The sequence below is a fragment of the Streptomyces sp. HUAS CB01 genome (assembly GCF_030406905.1).
In the GTDB taxonomy this organism is placed as follows: domain Bacteria; phylum Actinomycetota; class Actinomycetes; order Streptomycetales; family Streptomycetaceae; genus Streptomyces; species Streptomyces chengbuensis.
In genome coordinates this window covers 4,574,276-4,597,174 of sequence record NZ_CP129137.1, presented here as the reverse complement: position 1 = coordinate 4,597,174, position 22,899 = coordinate 4,574,276, and the positions used below count along the sequence as shown (strand labels likewise).

18 protein-coding genes and 1 pseudogene are annotated in these 22,899 nt (G+C 72.4%); 9 read left to right on the top strand and 10 right to left on the bottom strand.

Annotated features, from left to right (window positions below):
• The first annotated feature begins 412 nt into the window (after window positions 1-412).
• From QRN89_RS20400 to QRN89_RS20390, 3 genes are all read left to right on the top strand, one after another.
• Window positions 413-1,060: a response regulator transcription factor gene (locus tag QRN89_RS20400; RefSeq protein ID WP_290353792.1), complete on the top strand. Its 648-nt coding sequence runs from the start codon at window positions 413-415 to the stop codon at window positions 1,058-1,060.
• Window positions 1,061-1,284: 224 nt separating this feature from the next.
• The gene (locus QRN89_RS20395) at window positions 1,285-3,231 is read left to right on the top strand and encodes a 2-oxoacid:acceptor oxidoreductase subunit alpha (protein ID WP_290350844.1); all 1,947 of its coding nucleotides are present in this window, start codon (window positions 1,285-1,287) and stop codon (window positions 3,229-3,231) included.
• Window positions 3,224-4,285, top strand: coding sequence for a 2-oxoacid:ferredoxin oxidoreductase subunit beta (locus QRN89_RS20390; protein ID WP_290350843.1), 1,062 nt, complete (start codon window positions 3,224-3,226; stop codon window positions 4,283-4,285). The genes QRN89_RS20395 and QRN89_RS20390 overlap by 8 nt, the downstream gene beginning before the upstream one ends.
• A 39-nt stretch (window positions 4,286-4,324) precedes the next feature.
• Here the strand turns inward: QRN89_RS20390 and QRN89_RS20385 are convergent, their stop codons facing one another.
• Window positions 4,325-4,723, bottom strand: a complete 399-nt coding sequence (locus QRN89_RS20385) for a winged helix-turn-helix transcriptional regulator (RefSeq protein ID WP_290350842.1) — start codon at window positions 4,721-4,723, stop codon at window positions 4,325-4,327.
• 90 nt (window positions 4,724-4,813) lie between these two features.
• On the opposite strand from QRN89_RS20385, the gene QRN89_RS20380 reads away from it, so the two are divergent.
• The 3 genes and pseudogenes from QRN89_RS20380 to QRN89_RS20370 form a co-directional block, all read left to right on the top strand.
• Window positions 4,814-5,677, top strand: coding sequence for an NAD(P)H-binding protein (locus QRN89_RS20380; RefSeq protein WP_290350841.1), 864 nt, complete (start codon window positions 4,814-4,816; stop codon window positions 5,675-5,677).
• A 100-nt stretch (window positions 5,678-5,777) separates the two neighbouring features.
• A complete protein-coding gene (rarD, locus tag QRN89_RS20375; protein WP_290350840.1) occupies window positions 5,778-6,782 on the top strand; it encodes an EamA family transporter RarD in 1,005 nt (334 codons plus the stop codon).
• 142 nt (window positions 6,783-6,924) lie between these two features.
• Window positions 6,925-7,276: pseudogene (locus tag QRN89_RS20370) on the top strand (VOC family protein); the annotation flags it as partial.
• Between the two features lie 308 nt (window positions 7,277-7,584).
• Here QRN89_RS20370 and QRN89_RS20365 read toward each other — a convergent pair.
• The gene (locus tag QRN89_RS20365) at window positions 7,585-7,755 is read right to left on the bottom strand and encodes a hypothetical protein (protein WP_290350839.1); all 171 of its coding nucleotides are present in this window, start codon (window positions 7,753-7,755) and stop codon (window positions 7,585-7,587) included.
• A gap of 326 nt (window positions 7,756-8,081) precedes the next feature.
• Between QRN89_RS20365 and QRN89_RS20360 the strand changes: the two genes are divergently transcribed.
• Window positions 8,082-9,437: a M28 family metallopeptidase gene (locus QRN89_RS20360; protein ID WP_290350838.1), complete on the top strand. Its 1,356-nt coding sequence runs from the start codon at window positions 8,082-8,084 to the stop codon at window positions 9,435-9,437.
• A gap of 103 nt (window positions 9,438-9,540) precedes the next feature.
• Here QRN89_RS20360 and QRN89_RS20355 read toward each other — a convergent pair whose 3' ends face one another.
• The 4 genes from QRN89_RS20355 to QRN89_RS20340 form a co-directional block, all read right to left on the bottom strand.
• Window positions 9,541-10,548 (bottom strand): ABC transporter permease, encoded by a 1,008-nt coding sequence (locus QRN89_RS20355; protein ID WP_290350837.1) that lies wholly within the window; start codon window positions 10,546-10,548, stop codon window positions 9,541-9,543.
• Window positions 10,535-11,476: an ABC transporter ATP-binding protein gene (locus QRN89_RS20350; RefSeq protein WP_290350836.1), complete on the bottom strand. Its 942-nt coding sequence runs from the start codon at window positions 11,474-11,476 to the stop codon at window positions 10,535-10,537. The genes QRN89_RS20355 and QRN89_RS20350 overlap by 14 nt, the downstream gene beginning before the upstream one ends.
• An 89-nt stretch (window positions 11,477-11,565) precedes the next feature.
• Window positions 11,566-12,819 (bottom strand): LolA family protein, encoded by a 1,254-nt coding sequence (locus QRN89_RS20345; RefSeq protein ID WP_290350835.1) that lies wholly within the window; start codon window positions 12,817-12,819, stop codon window positions 11,566-11,568.
• Window positions 12,820-13,048: 229 nt separating this feature from the next.
• Window positions 13,049-14,059: a polyprenyl synthetase family protein gene (locus QRN89_RS20340; protein WP_290350834.1), complete on the bottom strand. Its 1,011-nt coding sequence runs from the start codon at window positions 14,057-14,059 to the stop codon at window positions 13,049-13,051.
• 275 nt (window positions 14,060-14,334) lie between these two features.
• Between QRN89_RS20340 and QRN89_RS20335 the strand changes: the two genes are divergently transcribed.
• Both QRN89_RS20335 and fahA read left to right on the top strand, forming a co-directional pair.
• Entirely contained in the window at window positions 14,335-16,404 is a 2,070-nt protein-coding gene (locus QRN89_RS20335) for a CocE/NonD family hydrolase (RefSeq protein ID WP_290350833.1), read from the top strand.
• 232 nt (window positions 16,405-16,636) lie between these two features.
• Window positions 16,637-17,863: a fumarylacetoacetase gene (gene fahA / locus QRN89_RS20330; RefSeq protein ID WP_290350832.1), complete on the top strand. Its 1,227-nt coding sequence runs from the start codon at window positions 16,637-16,639 to the stop codon at window positions 17,861-17,863.
• A gap of 221 nt (window positions 17,864-18,084) precedes the next feature.
• Here the strand turns inward: fahA and QRN89_RS20325 are convergent, their stop codons facing one another.
• From QRN89_RS20325 to QRN89_RS20310, 4 genes are all read right to left on the bottom strand, one after another.
• Window positions 18,085-18,447, bottom strand: a complete 363-nt coding sequence (locus tag QRN89_RS20325; protein WP_290350831.1) for a hypothetical protein — start codon at window positions 18,445-18,447, stop codon at window positions 18,085-18,087.
• 895 nt (window positions 18,448-19,342) lie between these two features.
• Window positions 19,343-19,492, bottom strand: coding sequence for a hypothetical protein (locus QRN89_RS20320; RefSeq protein WP_290350830.1), 150 nt, complete (start codon window positions 19,490-19,492; stop codon window positions 19,343-19,345).
• A gap of 161 nt (window positions 19,493-19,653) precedes the next feature.
• Window positions 19,654-21,303, bottom strand: a complete 1,650-nt coding sequence (nuoN, locus tag QRN89_RS20315; protein ID WP_290350829.1) for an NADH-quinone oxidoreductase subunit NuoN — start codon at window positions 21,301-21,303, stop codon at window positions 19,654-19,656.
• Complete coding sequence (locus QRN89_RS20310) at window positions 21,300-22,898, bottom strand: NADH-quinone oxidoreductase subunit M (protein ID WP_290350828.1); 1,599 nt, start codon at window positions 22,896-22,898, stop codon at window positions 21,300-21,302. Before QRN89_RS20310 ends, nuoN begins: the two co-directional genes overlap by 4 nt.
• Window position 22,899: the final 1 nt, after the last annotated feature.

The following is a 22,899-nucleotide window of genomic DNA, read 5'->3' as shown; positions in this document are numbered from 1 at the left end:
CCCCACTCCGCGCCCGCACACACGCCACGGCCCCGCGCCCGCCTCGCCCCGTCCCGCCCCGGCTCCGCGACTGGCAGGCCGGTGAACCGGACCCGTACGCACCCCGCCCCGCGCCGGAGCTCCCGTACGACCGCACGCCCCGGCCCCGCCCCTCGCCCGAGGACCGGCACCCGCCCGCTCGAGCTGCGGCGCCGCGGACGGGAAACGCCCGCCCGGCCGTGCGAACGGTGCGATGCTGGGGGCGACCGGCCGCGGACCGCCGGACGCAGGCCGAGGGACCGCGCACGACGACCACGCGCACAACGACCACAGGGGGACGCACCACGTGGAGCCCGAGACCCACGCACAGGCGACGCAGGCCGCGCCGCCGCCCGCGAACGGGGCGCCCCACGCGCCCGCCGTCCGCGTCGTCATCGCCGAGGACTCCGTGCTGCTCCGCGAGGGCCTCACCCGCCTGCTCACCGACCGCGGCCACCAGGTCGTCGCGGGCGTCGGGGACGCCGACGCGCTGATCAAGACCGTCGGGGAGCTGGCCGCGCAGGACGAGCTCCCCGACGTCGTCGTCGCCGACGTGCGGATGCCCCCCACGCACACGGACGAGGGCGTGCGCGCGGCCGTCCGGCTGCGCAGGGACCATCCGGGCCTGGGGGTGCTGGTGCTGTCGCAGTACGTGGAGGAGCGTTACGCCACGGAGCTGCTCGCGGGGAACACCCGCGGTGTCGGCTACCTGCTGAAGGACCGTGTCGCCGAGGTCAGGGAGTTCGTGGACGCGGTCGTCCGGGTGGCCGGCGGCGGGACGGCGCTGGACCCGGAGGTCGTGGCTCAGCTCCTGGGCCGGAGCCGGAAGCAGGACGTGCTGGCCGGGCTCACGCCCCGGGAGCGCGAGGTGCTGGGCCTGATGGCGGAAGGCCGGACGAACTCGGCGATCGCGCGGCAGCTCGTGGTGAGCGACGGGGCCGTGGAGAAGCACGTGAGCAACATCTTCCTGAAGCTCGGACTGTCACCCAGTGACGGTGACCATCGGCGTGTACTGGCCGTGCTCACCTATCTGGAATCCTGAATACCTGACACTCTGTCAGGTAACAACGATCGATCGCGGGGGAGCGTCTTACCGAACGAACCGGGGGGCGAACGGAACATGGCAAACCAGGACACGGCGGTATCTCAGATCGACGTCCGACATGTGAGCGGTCCAGGGAAGGCGATGCTCACGGACGTAGGGTTGACCTTGGAGCGACCGGTGCGCCGGCCGCAGCCCAGCCGCCTCGAGGGAGGTCCAGTTCAGTGACCAGCCAGGTCAGCAGCCCAGCAGAACACGCGGACGAGGCAGACGAGACCGGGGAGGCCCTCGTGGGGGGGCAGCGACGGCCTCCCGGCGAGAAGGAAGTACGTCAACTGGACCGGGTGATCATTCGCTTCGCGGGTGATTCCGGTGACGGTATGCAACTGACGGGTGACCGTTTCACTTCGGAGACGGCGTCGTACGGGAACGACCTGTCGACCCTGCCCAACTTCCCGGCCGAGATCCGGGCGCCTGCCGGCACCCTTCCGGGCGTATCCAGCTTCCAGGTGCATTTCGCCGACCACGACATCCTCACGCCCGGTGACGCCCCCCATGTGCTGGTCGCGATGAACCCGGCCGCACTGAAGGCCAACATCGACGACGTGCCGCGCGGCGGCGAGATCATCGTCAACACCGACGAATTCGCCAAGCGCGCCATGGCCAAGGTCGGCTACGAGACCTCCCCGCTGGAGGACGGCTCGCTGGACGGCTACAGCGTGCATCCCGTCCCCCTGACCACGCTCACGATCGAGGCGCTCAAGGAGTTCGGTCTCTCCCGCAAGGAGGCCGAGCGCTCGAAGAACATGTTCGCGCTGGGCCTGCTGTCGTGGATGTACCACCGGCCGACCGAGGGCACCGAGAAGTTCCTGAGAGCCAAGTTCGCCAAGAAGCCGGAGATCGCCGAGGCGAACGTGGCGGCGTTCCGGGCCGGCTGGAACTTCGGGGAGACGACCGAGGACTTCGCCGTCTCCTACGAGGTCGCCCCCGCCGACACCGCGTTCCCGACCGGTACGTACCGGAACATCTCGGGGAACCTGGCCCTGTCCTACGGGCTGATCGCCGCGTCCCGGCAGGCCGACCTGCCGCTGTACCTGGGTTCGTACCCGATCACCCCGGCCTCGGACATCCTGCACGAGCTGTCCCGGCACAAGAACTTCGGCGTGCGCACCTTCCAGGCCGAGGACGAGATCGCCGGCATCGGCGCGGCGCTCGGTGCCGCGTTCGGCGGCTCGCTCGCCGTGACGACCACGTCCGGTCCCGGTGTGGCGCTGAAGTCGGAGACCATCGGCCTGGCGGTCTCGCTGGAGCTGCCGCTGCTGGTCGTCGACATCCAGCGCGGCGGGCCCTCGACCGGTCTGCCGACCAAGACCGAGCAGGCCGACCTGCTGCAGGCGATGTACGGCCGCAACGGCGAGGCTCCGGTGCCGGTCGTCGCCCCCCGCACCCCGGCGGACTGCTTCGACGCGGCACTGGACGCCGCCCGCATCGCGCTGACGTACCGCACCCCGGTGCTCCTGCTGTCCGACGGGTACCTCGCCAACGGCTCCGAGCCGTGGCGGATCCCGGACCTCGACGAGCTGCCGGACCTGCGGACCCAGTTCGCCACGGGCCCGAACCACACGCTCGACGACGGCACCGAGGTGTTCTGGCCCTACAAGCGGGACCCGCAGACGCTGGCCCGTCCGTGGGCCGTGCCCGGCACGCCGGGTCTGGAGCACCGGATCGGCGGCATCGAGAAGCAGGACGGCAGCGGGAACATCTCCTACGACCCGGCGAACCACGACCTCATGGTCCGCACCCGGCAGGCCAAGATCGACGGCATCGAGGTCGCGGACCTGGAGGTCGACGACCCGGACGGCGCGAGGGCACTGGTCCTCGGCTGGGGTTCCACGTACGGGCCGATCACCGCGGCGGTGCGCCGCATCCGCCGGGAGGGCGGGGCCGTCGCACAGGCCCATCTGCGGCACCTCAACCCGTTCCCGAGGAATCTCGGGGAGGTTCTCGGACGTTACGACAAGGTAGTGGTGCCGGAGATGAACCTCGGCCAGCTCGCCACCCTGATCCGGGCGAGGTTCCTGGTCGATGCGCACTCGTACAACCAGGTCAACGGAATGCCGTTCAAGGCCGAGCAGCTTGCGGCGGCTCTCAAGGAGGCCCTCGATGACTGAGACAGCGTCCACACTGCTGTCCCTGGTTCCCAAGGCCGAAGCCAAGCAGTCCATGAAGGAATTCAAGTCGGACCAGGAGGTCCGCTGGTGTCCGGGCTGCGGTGACTACGCGATCCTCGCCGCCGTTCAGGGCTTCATGCCCGAGCTGGGCCTGGCGAAGGAGAACATCGTCTTCGTCTCCGGCATCGGCTGCTCCTCCCGCTTCCCGTACTACATGAACACCTACGGGATGCACTCGATCCACGGCCGCGCCCCGGCGATCGCGACCGGGCTCGCCTCCTCCCGCCGCGACCTCAGCGTGTGGGTCGTCACGGGTGACGGCGACGCCCTTTCCATCGGCGGCAACCACCTCATCCACGCCCTGCGGCGCAACGTGAACCTGAAGATCCTGCTGTTCAACAACCGGATCTACGGTCTGACGAAGGGCCAGTACTCGCCCACCTCCGAGCTCGGCAAGATCACCAAGTCGACGCCGATGGGCTCGCTGGACGCGCCGTTCAACCCGGTCTCGCTGGCGATCGGCGCCGAGGCGTCGTTCGTCGCCCGCACGATCGACTCCGACCGCAAGCACCTCACCGAGGTACTGCGCGCCGCGGCGGACCACCCGGGCACGGCGCTGGTGGAGATCTACCAGAACTGCAACATCTTCAACGACGGCGCCTTCGAGGCCCTCAAGGACAAGGAGCAGGCCGAGGAGGCCGTCATCCGGCTGGAGCACGGGCAGCCGATCCGCTTCGGCGGCGGCGGTTCCAAGGGCGTGGTGCGGGACCCCGCCACCGGTGACCTCAAGGTCGTCTCGGTCACCGCGGAGAACGAGTCGCAGATCCTCGTCCACGACGCCCGCAGCGCCAGCCCGACGACCGCGTTCGCGCTGTCCCGGCTGGCCGATCCGGACACCCTGCACCAGACGCCCATCGGGGTGTTCCGCAGCGTCGAGCGCCCGGTGTACGACACGCTGATGGCCGATCAGCTCGATGCCGCGATCGAGCAGAACGGCAAGGGTGACCTGGGTGCCCTGCTCGCGGGCAACGACACCTGGACGGTCGTCGGCTGACGCACGGCCCCGCTTCCGGACACGGGCCCGGACCTCCGCTCAGGAGGTCCGGGCCCCGTCGTACTCGGCGCGTGCCCGCTCCACGTCGTCGAGCCGTCGCTCGGTCCACCGCGCGAGCGCCCACACCTGCTCGCCGGCCTCGCGGCCGAGGTCCGTGAGGGAGTAGTCGACCCGCGGCGGGATGACGGGCTTGGCGTCGCGGTGCACGAAGCCGTCGCGCTCCAGGGTCTGCAGGGTCTGCGCCAGCATCTTCTCGCTCACCCCGCCGATGGCTCGGCGCAGTTCGCTGAAGCGGTACGAGCGCTCCAGCAACGCGGCCAGCACCAGGACGCCCCACCGGCTGGTGACGTGCTCCAGGACCACCCGGGACGGGCACAGCTTCTCGTTCACATCGGGCCTCCGCACGGGGCTGCCGACGACCTGCGGGCTCACGCTCATACCAGTACCTTACTTCAAAGTGGGTACTTTCGAATGGTTAGCGCTCACCGTAGCGTCGATGCCGAAGCCCCCAGGGAACGGAGAACCCTCATGAGCATCGTCGTCACCGGAGCCACCGGACGTCTCGGCCGCCTCGTCGTCGAGCGCCTCCTCGAGACGGGTGTGCCCGCCGCCGGCATCGCCGCGGTGGTACGCGACAAGGAAAAGGCCGCGGACCTCGCGGCACGTGGGGTCGAGCTGCGCCTCGCCGACTACGACGACCCCGCGACGCTCACCGGCGTCTTCCGCGCCGGCGACCGGGTCCTGCTGGTCTCCGGGAACGAGGTGGGACGGCGGGTCCCGCAGCACACGGCCGTCATCGCCGCCGCCCGGGCCGCGGGTGTCGCGCAGCTCGCGTACACGGGCGTCCTCGGCGGCCCCGAGGCGGACTTCGAGCTCGCCGAGGAGCACAAGGCGACCGAGCGGGCGATCCTCGACTCCGGCCTGCCCCACACCTTCCTGCGCAACGGCTGGTACACCGAGAACTACACGGAGCAGCTCGGCCCGGTCCTGGAGCACGGCGCGGTCGTCGCCAGCGCGGGTGAGGGCCGGATCGCCTCCGCCTCCCGCGCCGACTACGCCGCCGCAGCGGCCGCCGTCCTCACCGGGGACGGCCATCTCGGCCGGGCCTACGAGCTCAGCGGCGACACGGCCTGGTCCCTGGCCGAGTACGCGGCCGAGGTCGCGAAGCACTCGGGCAAGGACATCGTCCACCGGAACGTCCCCGCCGAGACGCACCTGGAGATCCTGACCGGCGCCGGCGTCCCCGCCCCCTTCGCCGCGATCCTCGTCGACGTGGACCGCGCGATCGAGCGCGGCCTGCTGGCCCGCGGCGACGGGGATCTGGCCCGCCTCATCGGCCGGCCGACCACCCCGCTCGCGGAGACCGTCGCGGCCGCCCTCGCGCACCGCTGACCGGGTCGTCATGACCGTATAGCAATACGGACATGACAGTCCGCCCTGCTCGGCGCTACCTTCGACCAGGACAACGCGGGGCAGGGCGGCAGGAGGGCCAGTGAAGGCGGACAACGAGCAGCGCATGGGCCTGCTCTACGGGATGGGTGCCTACGGGATGTGGGGCCTCGTCCCGCTCTTCTGGCCGCTGCTGAAGCCGGCGAGCGCCGTCGAGATCCTGGCCCATCGCATGGTCTGGTCGCTGGCGGTCGTCGGCATCGCCCTGCTGGTGCTGCGCCGTTGGGGATGGCTGCGCCCCCTGCTGCGCGACCCGCGCAAGCTCGGCCTGATCACCCTCGCCGCCACCGTGATCACGGTGAACTGGGGTGTCTACATCTGGGCCGTCAACGCCGGCCAGGTGGTGGAGGCCTCACTGGGCTACTTCATCAACCCCCTGGTCACCATCGCGATGGGAGTGCTGCTGCTCAAGGAGCGGCTGCGGCCCGCGCAGTGGGCGGCCGTCGGCATCGGCCTCGGCGCGGTGCTGGTGCTCACGGTCGGGTACGGCCGGCCGCCGTGGATCTCGCTGGTCCTGGCCTTCTCGTTCGCCGTCTACGGGCTGTTGAAGAAGAAGACCAACATCGGCGGTCTCGAGTCGCTGGCGGCCGAGACGGCGGTCCAGTTCCTGCCGGCCCTCGGCTATCTGCTCTGGCTGGGCTCCCGGGGCGCCGCCGACTTCGGCGCGCACGGCGCCGGGCACGCCGCGCTGCTCGCCGCCACCGGGATCGTCACCGCCGTACCGCTGATCTGCTTCGGCGCGGCCGCGATCCGGGTGCCGCTGTCGACGCTGGGGCTGCTGCAGTACCTGGCGCCGATGTTCCAGTTCCTGCTGGGCGTCCTGTACTTCCACGAGGCCATGCCCGCCGAGCGGTGGGCCGGGTTCTCGCTGGTGTGGCTGGCGCTGACGATCCTCACCTGGGACGCGCTCCGTTACGCACGGCGCACCCGGGCGGAGGCGGCACGTCTCGCGGCCGAGGCCCGCGCGGCCGCCGCCGCGGGCACGGCACCCGAGGCACCGGCGGTCCCGGGGTCGTCCACCGCGCGGCGTCCGGAGCCCGCCGCCTGACGACGGGCGATGGGCGATGGGCGCACGGCCCGACGGCGGGCACGGGCCGCAGACCGGCCATGGGCGGAGGACGCACCGCCCCACGGAGGCCGGGGGCGCACGGCCCGACGGCGGACGCAGGGCGCGGCGGCAACCGGGCCGCGCACCCGTCGAGGGTCTGCTGGAGCAGGGCATAGTCCCCGAGGCCCTGACCACCGAGTGGCACGGCCGCCGCGCAATGGCGGGATCTGGCCGCCGTCCGGCATCCGGACGACCCGTACGAGGGGGCGACCGGCAGGGGGCTCGGGCGACGGCTGCTCTTCCAGCGGGTGCCGGAGACCAAGACGGCCAAGAACCGTCTCCACCTCGACCTTCATCCCGGCCCCGGCCGGCGCGACGAGGAGGTGACCCGGCTCGAAGGCTCGGCGCGAGCGTGCTGCGACGGGGTGAGGGAACAGGGCGGCGAGTGGTGCGTGATGCAGGACCCGGAGGGCAATGAGTTCTGCGTCCACTAGTCGTCCACCAGTCGGCGTACGGCAGGCAGGCGACGCGCTCGGCGGGCGGCGGGCGGCAGGCGGGCGGCGGGCGGCAGGCGGGCGGCGGGCGAGGCGGCTCCGGCGGGAACTTCGGTCCGTGCTCCGGGGTCACGGGCGGGGACGGTCGCGCACGGGGACGAGACGGCGACGGGGCCACCGGCGGGAACGGGCAAACATCCCCGGAACGGCACGAGGACCCGCGGACGGTACGACGCTCCCGGAACGGCGGACGGGCCCGTGGGCGGCGCGAGGACCGCGGACGGCACCGCGGCCCCTCCCCTCCGGCGCTACGGCTCGTGCCGCTCCCCCTCCCAGCGGAAGTCCGGGAGCCACACCGGTTCCACGGCCGGCGCGACGACGCCCCGCCGGCGCTGGACGGCGCGCACCAGGAGCGGGAGGGCACCCAGCGTCGGACACACCGCCAGAAGTGCCCCCGCGACGAGGAGCACCACCCCCACACGCCCAGCTCGAGCAGCACCCAGGCCATCGTGCCGAGGTCCATGCACCCGCACGCAAACATGGGGGGAATGGTGCCCCGCCGGGGCGGCGGCAGTCGGAGCCTGGTCAAGAAGCGTTGCGGAGTTGACCGTTCCGAGATGTCCGCTTATCGGACCTGACTGACCGGTTTCCGCCCTTGACGGTCCGTCACCATCTCACTGAACATTCAGCACACAGCCGCACCGCACACCCGCACCGCGCACAGCTCCAGCACCCTGCGACGCCGTCGTCGCAGGGAGTCTCGCACGTTCCGTCCTGTCCCCGTACGGAATACCGGAGCCCCCACATGAATCACTCCGCGCACAGACGTACCGCCGCCGTCGCGGCACTGACTCTCGCCGGGCTGCTCACCGCGGCCGTACCGGCGACCGCGGCCCCCGGCGGACCACCCGCCTCCGCGCCGGACTCCCGGGCGAGCGCCGCCACTTCCCCGGCGGCGCTCGCCGCGCCGGACATACCCCTGGCCAACGTCAAGGCCCATCTGTCCGAGCTCCAGTCCATCGCCGGCGCCAACGGCGGCAACCGCGCCCACGGCCGCCCCGGCTACAAGGCGTCGATCGACTACGTGAAGGCCAAGCTGGACGCGGCCGGCTTCACCACCACCGTCCAGCAGTTCACCTCCTCGGGCGCCACCGGCTACAACCTGATCGCCGACTGGCCGGGCGGCGACCCCAACCAGGTGCTGATGGCCGGCGCCCATCTCGACTCCGTGAGCTCCGGGCCGGGCATGAACGACAACGGTTCCGGCTCCGCCGGTGTGCTGGAGACCGCCCTGGCCGTCTCACGGGCCCAGTTGCAGCCCGCGAAGCACCTGCGCTTCGCCTGGTGGGGCGCCGAGGAGCTGGGGCTCGTCGGCTCCCGGTACCACGTCAACAACCTGCCCGCCGCTGAGCGTTCGAAGATCTCCGGCTATCTCAACTTCGACATGATCGGGTCGCCGAACCCGGGCTACTTCGTCTACGACGACGACCCGACGATCGAGCAGACCTTCAAGGACTTCTACGCCGGACTCGGCGTGCCGACCGAGATCGAGACCGAGGGCGACGGCCGCTCGGACCACGCCTCGTTCAAAAACGTCGGGATAGCGGTGGGCGGCCTGTTCACCGGCGCCAGCCGTACCAAGTCGAGCGCGCAGGCCCAGAAGTGGGGCGGGACGGCCGGCCAGGCCTTCGACCGCTGCTACCACTCGTCCTGCGACACCACGTCGAACATCAACGACACGGCGCTCGACCGCAACAGCGACGCCATCGCCCACGCCGTCTGGACGCTCTCCGCCGGATCCACCGTCCCGCCCGGCGAGGTCTACGAGACCACCGGGGACGTCGCCATCCCGGACAACGGCGCCGCGGTGACCTCCTCCGTCACCGTGTCCGGCCGCACGGGCAACGCACCGGCCACCCTCAAGGTGGGCGTGGACATCAAGCACACCTGGCGGGGTGACCTCGTCGTCGACCTGCTGGCGCCCGACGGCACCGCGTACCGACTGAAGAACTCCAGCGGCAGCGACTCCGCCGACAACGTGATCACGACGTACACCGTGAACGCCTCCAGTGAGACCGCGAACGGCACCTGGAAGCTCAGGGTGCAGGACGTGGCCTCGCAGGACACCGGATACATCGACAGCTGGCGGCTCACCTTCTGAGCCGGCGGCTCCGGACCCACCCCCCACAGGCCGCATGCGCGCGCGGGCACCGTGTGCGCATGCGGTCGTTCCCGGGGCCGGACACGCTCGGCCGTGCCGCGGCTCAGGCGGTGATGTCCTTCGTGGTGAACCGCGCCCACGCCGCCGAGCCGAACACCGCCGTGTACGCGCCCTGGAGACCGAGGTTGCGCAGGACGTCGTCCCAGAGGACCGGTTCGCGCAGCACGTCCGCGAACGACAGCCAGTAGTGCGGGAACAGGTAGGGGTGCAGCGCGTCCAGCTGGGGGATGGTGTTCAGGATCTGAGCGGTGACGACCAGCCCGACGGTCGTCGCCATCGCCGCGACACCGCTTCCGGTGAGCGTGGAGACGAACAGGCCGAGCGCCGCGAGCCCGGTGAACGACGCGGCGACCAGCACGGCGATCAGCAGCGCCCGGAGCAGCCCCTCCCCGAAGGAGATCCGGGTCCCGGAGATGGTGGTGACGTCCCCGAGGGGGAAGAGCACGGCTCCGGCCGCGAGTGCCGAGACGGCCACGGCGAGCGTCGCGGCGAGGCAGAAGGCCAGCGCGGCCGTGTACTTGGCGAGCAGCAGCCTGGTCCGGCCCGCGGGGGCCACGAGCAGATAGCGCAGCGTTCCGCTGTTCGCCTCGCCGGCGATCGCGTCCCCCGCCACGACACCGACCGCCATGGGCAGGAACACCGGCAGGGTGGCGGCGAGCGCGGCGAAGACGAGGAAGAGCCCGTTGTTGGTGATCTGGGTGAAGAACGCGGGTCCTTGACCGCCGCCGTCGCCGACGGTGCCGCCGTCGGCGGTCTCGATCCTGATGGCGACGCCGATCAGCACGGGCACGGCGGCGAGGACGCCCAGCAGTGCGAGGGTGCGCCAGCGGCGGAATGTCGTGACCAGTTCGGAGCGGAAGAGGCCCAGGGCCCACCGCGGCCGCCCGGCCCGCGCGACGGCGTCGCCCGGCGCTGCGGTCCCTTCGGGCGCGACGGCGTCCGGCGTACCCGCCGTTGCCGTCCCTTCCCGCCCGACGGCGCCCGGCGCACCGGCGTCCCGTCCGGCGCCCGTGCCGTCCGCCGCCCCGGCGGGTGGCTCAGCCCGCGACATCGAAACCCTCCCCCGTCAAGGCCACGAACGCGTCCTCCAGGGAGGCCCGTTCCGGACCGAAGGCGCGTACCCGTACTCCGGCCCGCACCAGGGACGCGTTGATGTCGGAAGGTTCGGTGCCTGCGGGCGGGTCGCCGGTCACCCGGTCCCCGGCCACGGTCAGACCGGTGACGCCCAGCTCCTTCAGTACGCGTACGGCGTCCGCGGGGTCGGGTCCGGTGACGGACAGCCGCCCGCGGGTGTGCGCGGCGAGTTCGGCGACGGAGCCCTGCGCGATCAGGGTGCCGCGGTTCATCACCGCGGCGTGGGTGCAGACCTGCTCGATCTCGTCGAGGAGATGCGAGGAGAGGAACACGGTGGTGCCGTCCGCCGCGAGTTCCCTGACGAGGGCCCGGATCTCCCGCATGCCCTGCGGGTCGAGACCGTTCGTGGGCTCGTCCAGGACGAGCAGGCTGCGCGGCTGGAGCAGGGCGGCGGCGAGCCCCAGACGCTGCTTCATGCCGAGCGAGTACGTCCTGGCCCTGCGCGAGGCGGCCGCGGAGAGCCCGACGCGGTCGAGCGCCGCCGCGACCCGGGCCCGGCGGGTGCGGGGATCGGCGGACGGGTCCGCCGAGTCGTAGCGCACGAGGTTGTCCCGGCCGCTCAGGTGCCCGTAGAGCGCCGGGCCCTCGATCAGCGCGCCCACCCCGGGCAGTACGGTCCGGGCGGCGCGGGGCATCGGCGCGCCGAGGACGGTCACGGTGCCCGCGCTCGGCGCGACCAGCCCGAGCAGCAGCCGGATGGTGGTGGTCTTGCCCGACCCGTTCGGCCCGAGGAAACCGAAGACGCTCCCGGCGGGCACGTCGAGGTCGAGCCGGTCGACGGCGGGCGGCCCGCTCCGGTACCGCTTGGTGAGCCCGCGCGTCTCGATGACGGCGACGCCGGTCATCCGTCCCCCTTCGTGAGCCGCCGGCCACTGCGCGGGCCGGGCACGCACAGGGTGCGGGACGCCCGTGGAACGCCCCGCACCCGGCCGTTCTACTTCGCCGCGTTCGCGGCCTTGACGAGGGCGTCCTGCGTGACCGCGCCGACGTACACCTTGCCGTCGTCCGTCATCAGGGCGTTGACCAGGCGGGTCTTGAAGACCGTGCCGGTGCCGAAGTCACCCTTGACCGGTTCGCCGAGGGCGTCCAGGAACTTCTGGGCCTCCGGCGGTGCGTCGCCCGGCTTCGGCGCGGTGGCGCCCTTGCCGGCGGGTGCGGTGATCTCGGCGATGGCGGTCCAGCCCTCGCCGATGACGTTCACCCCCCGGCCCTCCTGGCCGGCCATGCCGTCCAGTCCGAGGCCCTCGAGGCCCTTCAGGCCCTCCGCGTGCTTGGGCTCTCCCTTGTCCCGGCTGTTGAGCTCGTCCGCCTCGGTGACCTTCGCGCCCTTCGGCGGGCTGAAGTCGAACGTCGACGCGGCGGGCCGGGAGAAGTCGACCTTGGTGAAGCCGGCGTCGACGACGGCCTTGCCGCCGCCGCTGGGCAGCAGGGTGAACTTCAGCGGTACGCCGTTCTCCGCGTCCACCGCGATCCTGACGGAGTCGACGGTGGAGCCGCTCTGCCTGGGCTTCACGAGCAGCTGGTAGGCGTCGCGGCCGGCGATCCGGGCCGTGCCGTCGACGGTCACCGAAGTGGTCTCGCCGGCGGCCTTCAGCACCTCGTCCGCGAGGGCCTTCGGGGTGGTGGGCAGCTCCTTCGGGGCCGGGTGCTCCCGCTCGGCACCCGCCTCGGCGTCCTTGCCGTGGAAGACCTCGTTGGACTTGCTGTCGTACGCCCAGACGTCGGCGCCGTTGTGGATGACGCTGTACTCCGCGGCGTCGCCCAGGATCGACAGCTTCTGCCGGTCGGGGCCGTCGGCCGCGATCCGCAGCGTGTGCGTGCCGGACGCCAGCTCCATCAGCTTGGCGTCGGGCGAGGCGGACGAGCCGCCCTCGCCGCCCCCGGGGGCGAAGCCTCCGGCGGCGTCCCCGGCCAGCCCGCCGAGCGACGGGAGCCCCAGATCGGTGCTGATCTTGACCGTGCCGGACAGCTGTTCGGTGTCCGACGCCGCGATCTTCGCGATGAGTTCCTGTGCCGTGATGTCCGGCAGATCGGGGTCGCCGGACGCGGCGAGCGCCGGGACGAGCCCGATGGTCGCCGCGGCAACCCCCGCCACCGCGACCGGGACCGCGTAACGCGCCGCCTTGCGGCGGACGACGCTGCCCTCCCCGGCCTCATCGGTGGTCCGTGCGGTGTCGTTCGGTGCCATGGTGTGCCCTACCTCCGTGATCGGCGGCGTCGTCCGTCCAGTGCACGAGTCCACCCCGCGCCGCCATTCTCACCCGTATCGGTCCGTTCGGTGAGGAGTGGTTGTCTCCATCTGACCAAATCGGGCCGTCACACGCGTCAGCCCCCGGGATCAACTCCGCCTACTGCTGCGGTATGACCCGGGGGCCGGTTCCGTCACCCGTCCAGTAGGGGTCGGGGGAGGCGGGGCGTCAGCCGGCGCGGTGGACCACCGCGTCGCACAGCTCCTCGAGCGCGGCCCTGGCGGTGCACTCGGGGAGCGCCGCCAGCATCGCGCGGGCCTCCTGCGCGTAGCGCACGGTGTCCCGTCTGGCCTGCTCCAGAGCGGCGTGGACCCGCAGCCTGGCCAGCGCCTCGGCGTGCCGGGCGTCGTCCGTCAGATCACCGGCGAGCAGCTCGACCAGCTCGAGGTCCTCCGGCCGGCCGTGCGCGGCCGCCTGCTCCTGCAGCCGGAGCACCGGGAGGGTCGCGATGCCCTCGCGCAGATCGGTGCCGGGGGTCTTGCCCGACTCGTGGGAGTCGGACGCGATGTCGAGGACGTCGTCGGCGAGCTGGAAGGCGACGCCGAGGCGCTCGCCGTACTGGGTGAGGACGTCGGTGATCCGCTCGTCCGCGCCCGACATCATCGCGCCGAAGCGGCAGGAGACGGCGACCAGCGACCCCGTCTTGCCCCGGAGGACGTCCAGGTAGTGCTCGACCGGGTCGCGGCCGTCGCGCGGGCCCGCCGTCTCCAGGATCTGGCCGGTCACGAGGCGTTCGAAGGCCTCGGCCTGGATGCGGACGGCCTCGGGGCCGAGGTCGGCCAGGATGTGCGAGGCGCGGGCGAAGAGGAAGTCGCCGGTGAGGACGGCGAGGGAGTTCCCCCAGCGGGCGTTGGCGCTGGGCACCCCGCGGCGCACCTCGGCCTCGTCCATCACGTCGTCGTGGTACAGCGTCGCCAGGTGGGTCAGCTCGACGACGACGGCCGAGGGCACGATGCCCGGGGCGTCGGGGTCGCCGAACTGGGCCGCCAGCATCACCAGGAGCGGCCGGAACCGCTTCCCGCCGGCCCGCACGAGGTGCTGCGCGGCCTCTGTGATGAAGGGCACCTCGCTCTTGGTGGCATCGAGCAGCCCCGACTCGACGGCCGCCAATCCGGTCTGGACATCGGCCTCAAGAGCCTGGTCCCGCACGCTCAGCCCGAACGGCCCGACGACGGTCACGAGAGGTACTCCTGTCTGCTGACGATCACACGGATTGTCGATGTGTCGCTGTCACCACTCAAGTCAGCGTATCCGGTCGCCTTTCGATCACCATGGGCGCCTTCCCGCCTCCCCCGGTATGTTCGTGATCAGCTCATACGACGGGATGTGAGAGCTTTGTCAGAAATCTCGATCGTGCACGTCGGGACGGGTGCACACCGGCCCGCGGAAGGCCGCAGCGCCCGGTTCCGCCGGGCGGGGACGGACTCCCGGCGGAGCGTGCCCGGGCCGGCGTCGTGAAGATCCGCACCGAGTACCCGTACGCGACCCGCCGGGACGACATCCGCATCCCCGTGCCCGGCGTCTCCGGCGGCACGACCCTGCTGTACGGGCGCGTCTGGCGGCCGGTCACCGAGGAGCCCGTCCCGGCCCTGCTCGAATACCTGCCCTACCGGCTGAGCGACGGGACCGCGGCCTCGGACCAGCAGCGCCACCCCTGGTACGCGGGACACGGCTACGCCTCCGTACGTGTCGACGTCCGCGGCCACGGCAACAGCGAGGGCGTGCCCGGCGACGAGTACACGGCGGCCGCGCAGGCGGACGGGGCCGCCGTCGTCGAATGGCTCGCCCGGCAGCCGTGGTGCACGGGCCGCGTGGGCATGTTCGGCGTCTCCTGGGGCGGCACCAGCGCCCTGCAGACCGCGGCGCTCGCACCGGAGCCGCTGAAGGCCGTCGTCACGGTCTGCTCCACCGACGACCGGTACGACAACGACGTGCACCGCGTCGGCGGCGCGGTGGCGGCCGCCGGGACCGCTTCCCGGGCCGCCACGCTGCTGGCCTTCAGCGCCCGGCCGCCCGACCCGCTCCACACCGGTGACGACTGGGAACGGCTGTGGCAGGTCCGGCTGGACGCGCTCGAACCCCTCCACCACACCTGGCTGGCCCACCTCACCAGGGACGCGTACTGGGAGCACGGCAGCGTGTGCCAGGACTACGGCGCGATCCGGGCCGCGGTGCTGGCCGTCGGCGGCTGGCAGGACCCCTGCCGGGACACCGTCCTGCGGCTGGTCGGGGCGCTGGACCCGACCCGGACCCGGGGGATCATCGGGCCCTGGCCCCACGAGTACCCGGACCAGGGGCTGCGGCCCGGTCCGGCGATCGGCTTCCTCCAGGAGACGCTCCGCTGGTGGGACCACTGGCTGCGGGACGACGCCCCGGAACGGGCAGGGCACGGCGATGGCGCGGAGCGGCGGGACGCGCCCGGCACGGCCACCGGTGTGATGGCGGAACCGCTGCTCCGCTTCTGGATCACCGAGTCCCACCCGCCCGCCACGGCGTACGACGAACTACCCGGCCGCTGGGACGGCGAGCCCGCGTGGCCGTCCCAGCGGATCACCCCGGTGGCGTACGCGCTCCAGGGTCCGCCGCTGGTCGTCGACTCGCCGCAGCACACCGGGCTCGACGCCGGGAGCTTCGTCCCCTTCGGCGAGGACGCCGATCTGCCGCCCGACCAGCGGGACGAGGACGCGAAGTCCGCGAGCTTCGAGTTTCCGGTCGCGGAGCGGACGGAGATCCTGGGACGGCCGCGCGTGACCCTGCGGCTCCGCCTCGACGCGGGCCACGGGCAGGCCGTCGCCCGGCTGTGCGACGTGGCGCCCGACGGCTCGTCGACACTCGTCACGCGGGGCGCGCTCGACCTCTCCTGCCGGGCCGGGCGGGACCGCGCGGACGACTGGCCGGCCGGCGCCACCGAGGACGTCTCGTTCGAGCTCGGCGCCGCCGGCCATGCCTTCGCCCCCGGCCACCGCATCCGACTGGCCGTGTCCTCCGCCTACTGGCCCTGGATCTGGCCGCGGGCGGACTCCGCGGGCTTCACCCTCGACCCGGACGGCTCCCTCCTCGAACTTCCCGTACGCTCCGCGCCCGAGGGTCCGGGGGCACCCGGGACGGTCGCCTTCGAGGAGCCGGAGCACGCCGCACCGCTCGGCGTCGTCACCCCCGTCACACTCGACCCGCCGCGTCCCGCACGGCTGGTCGTCCGTGACGTCGCCAAGGGCGAATGGCGGCTGGAGCTCTCCGACGACGCCGGCACCCGCGTCCATCCGGACGGCCTCGAACACACCGAGCGGAGCACGGAGTCGTACGCGATCCAGGAGCGGGACCCGCTGTCCGCGACGGCCCGGTCCGCGTGGACGATCCGACTCCACCGCCCGGAGCAGGGCTGGGACACCACGGTCGAGACCCGCTCCGAGATCGGCTGCGACGCGGAGCACTTCATCACGACCGACGAGGTGGTGTGCCGGCACGGCCGGGAGGTGGTGTTCCACCGCACCTGGCAGAAGCGGATCCCGAGGACGGCGGGCTGAGGGGGAGCGCCGGGCCACCACGCCGGTCGGGCGCCGGAGCCCGCCCTGCGGCGGCGCGTTCCGGGCACCGCACGGCGCCCGGCAAGCGCGCCGCCCCTCCGGCGAGGGCGATCTCCGGCAGCAGGCCGCCCGCATCCGGGCTGCCCCGCCGGGCGTCCGAGTGGCCCCTGACGCCGGCTGCACCCTCCACGTAACGTGTCCTCCACACACGTGGAAAGCGAGGCAAGCACCGATGCCCGAGCAGAGCCCGCTCGATCTGGCCGAGGGCGATCCCTTCGGCCCGCACAACCTCCCGTACGGCGTCTTCACCACGGCGGACGAGCCCGACCGGCGCCGGCTCGGAGTCCGGATCGGTGGCCATGTGCTCGACGCCGGAGCCGCGGCGCACACCCTCGGCTCCCCGTACGCGGCGCTGCTCGCCCAGCCGGGCCTCGGCCCGCTGCTCGCGGCCGGCCGCACCGCCTGGCGCGACGTGCGCCGCGCGCTCACCGCATGGGTGACGGTGCCGGCCCACCGCCGGGACATCGAGCCGCTGCTCCATCCGCTCGGCTCGGTGACCCTCCACCTCCCGTACGACGTCGCGGACTACGTGGACTTCTACGCCAGCGAGCACCACGCCACCAACGTCGGCCGCATCTTCCGCCCCGACGGCGAGCCGCTGACGCCCAACTGGAAGCACCTGCCGATCGGTTACCACGGCCGCTCCGGGTCCGTCGTCGTCTCCGGCACGGATGTCGTCCGTCCCTCCGGGCAGCGCAAGGCCCCCACCGACCAGGCCCCCGTCTTCGGCCCGTCGGTCAAGCTGGACATCGAGGCGGAGGTCGGCTTCGTCGTCGGCACCCCGTCGGAGCTCGGCCGGCCCGTCCCGCTGAACGGCTTCCGCGACCATGTCTTCGGACTCCAGCTGCTCAACGACTGGTCGGCGCGCGACATCCAGGCCTGGGAGTACGTGCCGCTCGGCCCGTTCCTCGGCAAGTCGTTCGCCACGTCCGTGTCCGCCTGGGTCACGCCGCTGGAGGCGCTGGACGCGGCCCGGACCGCCCCGCCCGCTCGGGACCTCGGCCTGCTCCCGTACCTCGACGACTCGGGCGAGGAGGAGCCCGGCGGCTTCGACCTGCGTATCTCCGTCGCCATCAACGGGGAGGTCGTGTCCGAGCCGCCGTTCGCCACCATGTACTGGACCGCTGCCCAGCAGCTGGCTCACATGACGGTCAACGGCGCCTCCCTGCGCACCGGCGACCTCTACGGCTCCGGCACGGTCAGCGGCCCCGAGGTGCACCAGCGCGGCTCGCTCCTGGAACTCACGTGGAACGGCCGCGACCCGCTCGAACTGCCCTTCGGGAAGCGGACCTTCCTGGAGGACGGCGACGAGGTCACGCTCACCGCCTGGGCACCGGGCCCCGACGGCGTCAGGGTCGGCCTGGGCGAGGTCACGGGCCGTATCGCGCCCGCCGCGTAACGGAGGATCCCCGCCCCATGGCATCGGGTCAGAGGCCCCTCCCGGGCCTCTGACCGCCCGGTCCGGCCCTCGCCGGCGCCACGCGTCGAGCAACGCGCGGATCGGGAACCGGGCATCGTCGACCTTCCGTGGTCCGCCGCTCGGGACGTCGCGGGTCGCGAGCGGAGCGGCGGCCCCGGGGAGCCCCGTGGACGCCTACGTGCGGGCCTGTGCGGCCCGCGTCACCAGTGCTCGGCCAGTCTGAGCGCCAGGACCAGCGACGCCGACACCAGGACCAGCAGGACCCAGGCGGCGACCCATGGCCTGCGGCGGTGCAGCAGATGCCGTACCGCCGCCGTGCACTCGACGGCGGCGCAGGCCGTGCCCAGCACACCGATGACGGCCCCCGTCCAGTAGGCCCAGCCCTGCTCCCCGAAGAACCTGAGCAGCAGGAGGGCGGGGAGCAGCACCACGGCCGGCCAGGTGTCGGCGCTGCTCGGCCCGTTCGGCTTCTCCGGCCGCCCGGGTTCCCGCGGCCGGTCCGGACGCTCCTGCTCCCCGGTCCGCTGCGACTGCTCCGCTGAGGCGTCCACCGTGTCCCCCATGTCCCCCGTGTGCACGATCAAGGTCCGACCGCTCTTGAGGACGCCGGACCTTGATCGCGGGTTGCCCGGGACGGACGGAAACGTGCCGAGGGCGGACCGGGTGCGGGAGCTAAACGGCCGGGCGAAAGCCATGCGCGAGCCCGGCGGCAGCCCGGCGCAGGCCCGGGGAACCGTAGGGGCCCAGCGGCAGTCGGCAGCGGTTCGGGCGGGGCCCGGCGGCAGTCGGCAGCGGCCCGGGCAGGGGCCGGCGGGCCGGGCGTCAGCCGCACGCGGCCGGGCGGGAGCCGAGCCGGAGAGGGACGCGGCCGAGCGGAACCGGACAGGAACGGGCGGAGCCCTGGGCGGAAGTCGGGCGAGAGTCCGGACGGGAGCCCGGTCGCAGCCGCACCCCGCCGGACGGAAGCCCAGCATGAGCGCACGGAACCCCGGCGGCAGCCACACGCGGCCGGGCGTCAGCCGCACAGGAGCAGCACGGCAGCCACACGCGGCCGGGCGTCAGCCGCACAGGAGCAGCACGGCAGCCACACGCGGCCGGGCGTCAGCCGCACAGGAGCAGCACGGCAGCCACACGCGGCCGGGCGTCAGCCGCACAGGAGCAGCACGGCAGCCACACGCGGCCGGGCGTCAGCCGCACAGGAGCAGCACGGCAGCCACACGCGGCCGGGCGTCAGCCGCACAGGAGCAGCACGGCAGCCACACGCGGCCGGGCGTCAGCCGCACAGGAGCAGCACGGCAGCCACACGCGGCCGGGCGTCAGCCGGGACGGAAGCCCGATGGGACCCACACCCCGCCGGACGGAACCCGAGCATGAGCGCACGGAACCCCGGCGGGACCGTACAGGCCGAGCGGACCGCGCGGGAGCAGCCCCGAGCGTCCCGTCCCCGGTGCGGGCGGCTCAGGTCCTGTCGTCCGCGACGCGCTCGCCCTCGGCCTGTGACGGTGTGGTCCGGTCGACGTCGGGGTGCTGCTCCTCGGTCGACTCCCGGTCCTCTCCCTCGGCCTGGGAGGGGGTGGTGTACTCGGGCTCCTGGTACTGGTCGATCATGACGATCCTCCTTGACCCGACAGCCTCGCCCCGTGATCGAGCGTAGTCGCTCACGGGCGGCCCGGCCGGGCGTGCGCGGGCAGCGCGAGGCCCGGCACCCCTCCGAGAAGTGCCGGGCCCGCGCGCGGACCGTTCGCGGGGAGACCCCCGCGGGCCACCACCTACCGCACGAACACGCTCGCCTGGCCCGCCAGGTCCAGGAAGTACTGCGGCGCCACACCGAGCACCAGCGTGACGGCGACGCCGACCGCGATCGTCGTCATCGTCAGCGGAGACGGGACGGCGACCGTGGGGCCCTCCGCCTTCGGCTCGCTGAAGAACATCAGCACGATGACGCGGATGTAGAAGAACGCGGCGATCGCGGAGGAGATCACACCGACGACCACCAGCGCCCCGGCACCTCCCTCGGCAGCCGCGCGGAAGACGGCGAACTTCCCGGAGAAGCCCGACGTCAGCGGGATGCCGGCGAAGGCCAGCAGGAACACCGCGAAGACCGCCGCGACCAGCGGGGACCGCCTGCCGAGACCGGCCCACTTGGACAGGTGCGTCGCCTCGCCGCCCGCGTCGCGCACCAGCGTGACCACCGCGAACGCGCCGATGGTGACGAAGGAGTACGCGAGCAGGTAGAAGAGCACCGACGAGACGCCGTCCGGGGTCACCGCGATGACACCGGCGAGGATGAAGCCGGCGTGCGCGATCGAGGAGTACGCCAGGAGCCGCTTGATGTCGGTCTGGGTGATGGCGACGATCGCGCCGCCCAGCATGGTCACGATAGCGATCGCCCACATGATCGGCCGCCAGTCCCAGCGCAGTCCGGGCAGCACCACGTACAGCAGCCGGAGCAGCGCGCCGAAGGCCGCGACCTTGGTGGCCGCCGCCATGAATCCGGTGACGGGGGTCGGCGCGCCCTGGTAGACGTCCGGGGTCCACATGTGGAACGGCACCGCGCCGACCTTGAACAGCAGCCCCGTCAGGATCATCGCCCCGCCGATGAGCAGCAGGGCGTCGTTGCCCATCGTGCCGGCGAGCGCCGGGTCGATGGTCTGGACGGTGCCGTCGACGACGTCGGCGATGCGCGCGTACGCGACCGAGCCCGCGTAGCCGTAGACCAGGGCGATACCGAAGAGCAGGAACGCGGAGGAGAAGGCGCCGAGGAGGAAGTACTTCACCGCGGACTCCTGCGACATGAGCCGCTTGCGGCGGGCCAGCGCGCACATCAGGTACAGCGGGAGGGAGAAGACCTCCAGGGCGATGAACAGCGTCAGCAGGTCGTTCGCCGCGGGGAAGACCAGCATCCCGGCGACGGCGAAGAGGGCCAGCGGGAAGACCTCGGTCGTGGTGAACCCGGCCTTGACCGCGGCCTTCTCGCTGTCGCTCCCCGGTACGGAGCCGGCCTGTGCGGCGAAGGAGTCGACACGGTTGCCGTGCGCCGCGGGGTCGAGCCGGCGCTCGGCGAACGTGAAGACGGCGACCAGTGAGGCCAGCAGGATCGTGCCCTGCAGGAACAGGGCGGGTCCGTCGACCGCGATCGCGCCCATCGCCGCGATGTGCGCCTTGGTCGTGCCGTAGCCGCCGGCGGCCAGACCGACGACCGCGGCCAACGCGGCGGTCAGCGCGACGACGGCGAGGAACACCTGGGTGTAGTGGCGGCTCCTGCGCGGGACGAAGGCCTCGACCAGCACACCGAGGATCGCCGCGCCGACCACGATGAGCGTGGGCGCGAGCTGTGCGTACTCGATGTGCGGCGCCGGGATCTTGTCCAGCGGCTCGGCTGCCGTTGTCCACAGGCTGTGGACAGCTGTCGTGCTCACTTGGCCGCCTCCACCTCGGGCTGGGGGTCCTTCTTCTGGACGTCGGACATGGTGTGCTCGACGGCCGGGTTCACGATGTCCGTCAGCGGCTTCGGATAGACGCCGAGGAAGATCAGCAGTGCGATGAGCGGGGTGACCACCACCAGCTCGCGCAGCCGCAGGTCAGGCAGGGTCCGCACCTCCTCCTTCACCGGCCCGGTCATCGTCCGCTGGTACAGGACCAGGGTGTAGAGCGCGGCGAGCACGATGCCGAAGGTGGCGATGATGCCGACCACCGGATAGCGCGCGAACGTCCCGACGAGGACCAGGAACTCACTGACGAACGGCGCGAGTCCCGGCAGCGACAGGGTCGCCAGGCCGCCGATGAGGAAGGTGCCGGCGAGGATCGGCGCGACCTTCTGCACCCCGCCGTAGTCGGCGATGAGCCGGGACCCGCGCCGCGAGATCAGGAAGCCGGCCACCAGCATCAGCGCGGCGGTCGAGATCCCGTGGTTGACCATGTAGAGCGTGGCCCCGGACTGGCCCTGGGTCGTCATCGCGAAGATGCCCATGATGATGAAGCCGAAGTGGGAGATCGACGCGTAGGCGACCAGGCGCTTGATGTCGCGCTGGCCGACGGCGAGCAGCGCCCCGTAGACGATGCTGATCAGGGCCAGGGCCAGGATCACCGGAGTCGCCCACTCGGACGCCTCCGGGAACAGTCCGAGGCAGAAGCGCAGCATCGCGAACGTGCCGACCTTGTCGACCACGGCCGTGATCAGCACGGCGACCGGGGCCGTCGACTCGCCCATCGCGTTCGGCAGCCAGGTGTGCAGCGGCCACAGCGGCGCCTTCACCGCGAAGGCGAAGAAGAAGCCGAGGAACAGCAGCCGTTCGGTGTTGGTCGCCATCTCCAACGTGCCGTTGGCACGGGCCTCGGCGATCTCCGTCAGCGAGAAGTTGCCGGCGACCACGTAGAGCCCGATCACCGCGGCCAGCATGATCAGGCCGCCGACCAGGTTGTAGAGGAGGAATTTCACCGCGGCGTAGGAGCGCTGCGCCGCCGCGTTCTCGTCGGTGCCCGCGTGGGCACGGTCCCCGAAGCCGCCGATGAGGAAGTACATCGGGATGAGCATGGCCTCGAAGAGGATGTAGAAGAGGAAGACGTCGGTGGCCTCGAAGGAGAGGATCACCATCGCCTCGACGGACAGGATCAGGGCGAAGAAGCCCTGGGTCGGCCGCCAGCGGTAGTTCTTCGTCTCCTTGGGGGTCTCCCCGCCGGAGGCGGGGGAAGGGTCGGCGTCGTGCCAGCCGGCCAGGATGACGAACGGGATCAGCACGGCGGTCAGCGCGATCAGCGCCACCCCGATCCCGTCCACGCCCAGTTCGTAGCGGACCCCGAAGTCCTTGATCCAGGCGTGGGACTCGGTGAGCTGGTAGCGGTCGCCGCCGGGCTCGAACCGCACGGCGATCACCGCAGCGAGCACGAGCGTGCCCAGGGAGACCAGCAGCGCCAGCCACTTGGCGGCGGTGCGGCGGCCGGCCGGGACGGCGGCGGTGGCGATCGCGCCGAGCGCCGGGAGTGCCGCCGTCGCGGTGAGGAGCGGGAAGGACATG